The sequence below is a fragment of the Streptomyces sp. NPDC055749 genome (genome assembly GCF_053617235.1).
This window is the reverse complement of the sequence record NZ_JBSHFH010000117.1, coordinates 1-3,665: the sequence shown is the minus strand read 5'-3', so window position 1 is coordinate 3,665 and position 3,665 is coordinate 1. Positions and strand designations below refer to the sequence as shown.

Genomic DNA, 3,665 nt, shown 5'->3' with positions numbered 1-3,665 from the left:
AGCGCGAGTGTTACAAACGCGTCGATCGACATGGTTTCATCCATCAGTTCAACCGTTCATCATGAAACGGTGCGCAAACAATGCCTGAAATCTCTTTAGAAAGTCTGAATCTTCCTTATTTTCCGGTATGTAGCGGGGTGATACAGGGGGTGGTCAAGTTGTCGGAATATGGAACAGCAGTGCCGATTTGGCATGGCGTAACTGGAGAAATGCGATTCCAGCGGTTGGGAATCATGACGACGCTCTACCTACCGCAGTAAGGGCAGGGGGCGATAATTCCGAATACTCGAGGGCTTATCGCATAGCGAAAGCAAACACGAACAACCTCGGTATCAGGGGTGATATTTAAATCTTTCGGGGAAATGGTGGGCGATGAGAGACTCGAACTCCCGACATCCTCGGTGTAAACGAGGCGCTCTACCAACTGAGCTAATCGCCCAATCTCAATTCTTATCTACACTGCGAGTCTACCGAAGTAGATGGTGGGTGATGACGGGCTCGAACCGCCGACCCTCTGCTTGTAAGGCAGATGCTCTCCCAGCTGAGCTAATCCTCCATTTGCCTGGCAACGTCCTACTCTCACAGGGACAAGGTCCCAACTACCATCGGCGCTGAAGAGCTTAACTTCCGTGTTCGGTATGGGAACGGGTGTGACCTCTTCGCTATCGCCACCAAACAAATTGAGAGTGTTCTCTCAAAACTAGATAACAGGTGTGACATCATTCAAAATGTGGTTAAGTCCTCGATCTATTAGTATCTGTCAGCTCCACGTGTCGCCACGCTTCCACCTCAGACCTATCAACCTGATCATCTTTCAGGGATCTTACTTCCTTGCGGAATGGGAAATCTCATCTTGAGGGGGGCTTCATGCTTAGATGCTTTCAGCACTTATCCCGTCCGCACATAGCTACCCAGCGATGCCCTTGGCAGAACAACTGGTACACCAGCGGTGCGTCCATCCCGGTCCTCTCGTACTAAGGACAGCTCCTCTCAAATTTCCTGCGCCCGCGACGGATAGGGACCGAACTGTCTCACGACGTTCTGAACCCAGCTCGCGTACCGCTTTAATGGGCGAACAGCCCAACCCTTGGGACCGACTACAGCCCCAGGATGCGATGAGCCGACATCGAGGTGCCAAACCTCCCCGTCGATGTGGACTCTTGGGGGAGATAAGCCTGTTATCCCCGGGGTAGCTTTTATCCGTTGAGCGATGGCCCTTCCATGCGGAACCACCGGATCACTAAGCCCGACTTTCGTCCCTGCTCGACTTGTAGGTCTCGCAGTCAAGCTCCCTTGTGCCTTTACACTCTGCGAATGATTTCCAACCATTCTGAGGGAACCTTTGGGCGCCTCCGTTACCTTTTAGGAGGCGACCGCCCCAGTCAAACTGCCCACCTGACACTGTCTCCCCGCCCGATAAGGGCGGCGGGTTAGAAGGTCAATACAGCCAGGGTAGTATCCCACCGATGCCTCCACCGAAGCTGGCGCTCCGGTTTCCAAGGCTCCTACCTATCCTGTACAAGCTGTACCAACATTCAATATCAGGCTGCAGTAAAGCTCCACGGGGTCTTTCCGTCCTGTCGCGGGTAACCTGCATCTTCACAGGTACTATAATTTCACCGAGTCTCTCGTTGAGACAGTGCCCAGATCGTTGCGCCTTTCGTGCGGGTCGGAACTTACCCGACAAGGAATTTCGCTACCTTAGGACCGTTATAGTTACGGCCGCCGTTTACTGGGGCTTCAATTCGCACCTTCGCTTACGCTAAGCGCTCCTCTTAACCTTCCAGCACCGGGCAGGCGTCAGCCCCTATACTTCGCCTTACGGCTTCGCAGAGACCTGTGTTTTTGCTAAACAGTCGCCTGGGCCTATTCACTGCGGCTTCTCGGGGCTTTAACACCCTAAGAAGCACCCCTTCTCCCGAAGTTACGGGGTCATTTTGCCGAGTTCCTTAACGAGAGTTCTCTCGATCACCTTAGGATTCTCTCCTCGCCTACCTGTGTCGGTTTGCGGTACGGGCACCTCTCACCTCGCTAGAGGCTTTTCTTGGCAGTGTGGAATCAGGAACTTCGCTACTATATTTCGCTCGCCATCACAGCTCAGCCTTTATGGGAAACGGATTTGCCTATTTCCCAGCCTAACTGCTTGGACGCGGATATCCAATACCGCGCTTACCCTATCCTCCTGCGTCCCCCCATTGCTCAAATGGTGAGGAGGTGGTACAGGAATATCAACCTGTTGTCCATCGCCTACGCCTTTCGGCCTCGGCTTAGGTCCCGACTAACCCTGAGCGGACGAGCCTTCCTCAGGAAACCTTAGGCATTCGGTGGAGGGGATTCTCACCCCTCTTTCGCTACTCATACCGGCATTCTCACTTCTAAGCGCTCCACCAGTCCTTCCGGTCTGGCTTCACAGCCCTTAGAACGCTCTCCTACCACTGTTCGAAGAACAGTCCGCAGCTTCGGTGATACGTTTAGCCCCGGTACATTTTCGGCGCAGAGTCACTCGACCAGTGAGCTATTACGCACTCTTTAAATGGTGGCTGCTTCTAAGCCAACATCCTGGTTGTCTAAGCAACTCCACATCCTTTTCCACTTAACGTATACTTTGGGACCTTAGCTGGCGGTCTGGGCTGTTTCCCTTTCGACTACGGATCTTATCACTCGCAGTCTGACTCCCAAGGATAAGTCATCGGCATTCGGAGTTTGACTGAATTCGGTAACCCGGTAGGGGCCCCTAGTCCAATCAGTGCTCTACCTCCAAGACTCTTACCTTGAGGCTAGCCCTAAAGCTATTTCGGAGAGAACCAGCTATCTCCAGGTTCGATTGGCATTTCACCCCTACCCACACCTCATCCCCGCACTTTTCAACGTGCGTGGGTTCGGGCCTCCATTCAGTGTTACCTGAACTTCACCCTGGACATGGGTAGATCACCTGGTTTCGGGTCTACGACCACGTACTCATGCGCCCTATTCAGACTCGCTTTCGCTGCGGCTCCGCATCTTCTGCTTAACCTTGCACGGGATCGTAACTCGCCGGTTCATTCTACAAAAGGCACGCCATCACCCGTTAACGGGCTCTGACTACTTGTAGGCACACGGTTTCAGGATCTCTTTCACTCCCCTTCCGGGGTGCTTTTCACCTTTCCCTCACGGTACTGGTTCACTATCGGTCACTAGGGAGTATTTAGCCTTGGGAGATGGTCCTCCCGGATTCCGACGGAATTTCACGTGTTCCGCCGTACTCAGGATCCACTCAGGAGAGAACGAAGTTTTGACTACAGGGCTGTTACCTCCTATGGCGGGCCTTTCCAGACCTCTTCATCTACCTCGTTCCTTTGTAACTCCGTACAGAGTGTCCTACAACCCCAAGAGGCAAGCCTCTTGGTTTGGGCTGGTCCCGTTTCGCTCGCCGCTACTCAGGGAATCGCATTTGCTTTCTCTTCCTCCGGGTACTTAGATGTTTCAGTTCCCCGGGTCTGCCTTCTCATATCCTATGTATTCAGATATGGATACCACTCCATTACGAGTGGTGGGTTTCCCCATTCGGAAATCTCCGGATCAAAGCTTGCTTACAGCTCCCCGAAGCATATCGGTGTTCGTCCCGTCCTTCATCGGCTCCTAGTGCCAAGGCATCCACCGTGCGCCCTTTCTAACTTAACCGTTAA

General features: G+C 53.1%; 2 tRNA genes and 2 rRNA genes. All 4 read right to left on the bottom strand.

Annotated features, from left to right (window positions below):
• Positions 1-363: 363 nt before the first annotated feature.
• The 4 genes from ACWGO0_RS37245 to ACWGO0_RS37230 all read right to left on the bottom strand — a co-directional run bounded on the left by ACWGO0_RS37245 (position 364) and on the right by ACWGO0_RS37230 (position 3,660).
• Positions 364-439, bottom strand: a tRNA-Val gene (locus ACWGO0_RS37245).
• Positions 440-480: 41 nt separating this feature from the next.
• Positions 481-556, bottom strand: a tRNA-Val gene (locus ACWGO0_RS37240).
• 4 nt (positions 557-560) lie between these two features.
• Positions 561-676: ribosomal RNA gene (gene rrf / locus ACWGO0_RS37235) — 5S ribosomal RNA — on the bottom strand.
• Positions 677-730: 54 nt separating this feature from the next.
• Positions 731-3,660 (bottom strand): 23S ribosomal RNA (locus tag ACWGO0_RS37230).
• Between the last annotated feature and the right edge of the window lie 5 nt (positions 3,661-3,665).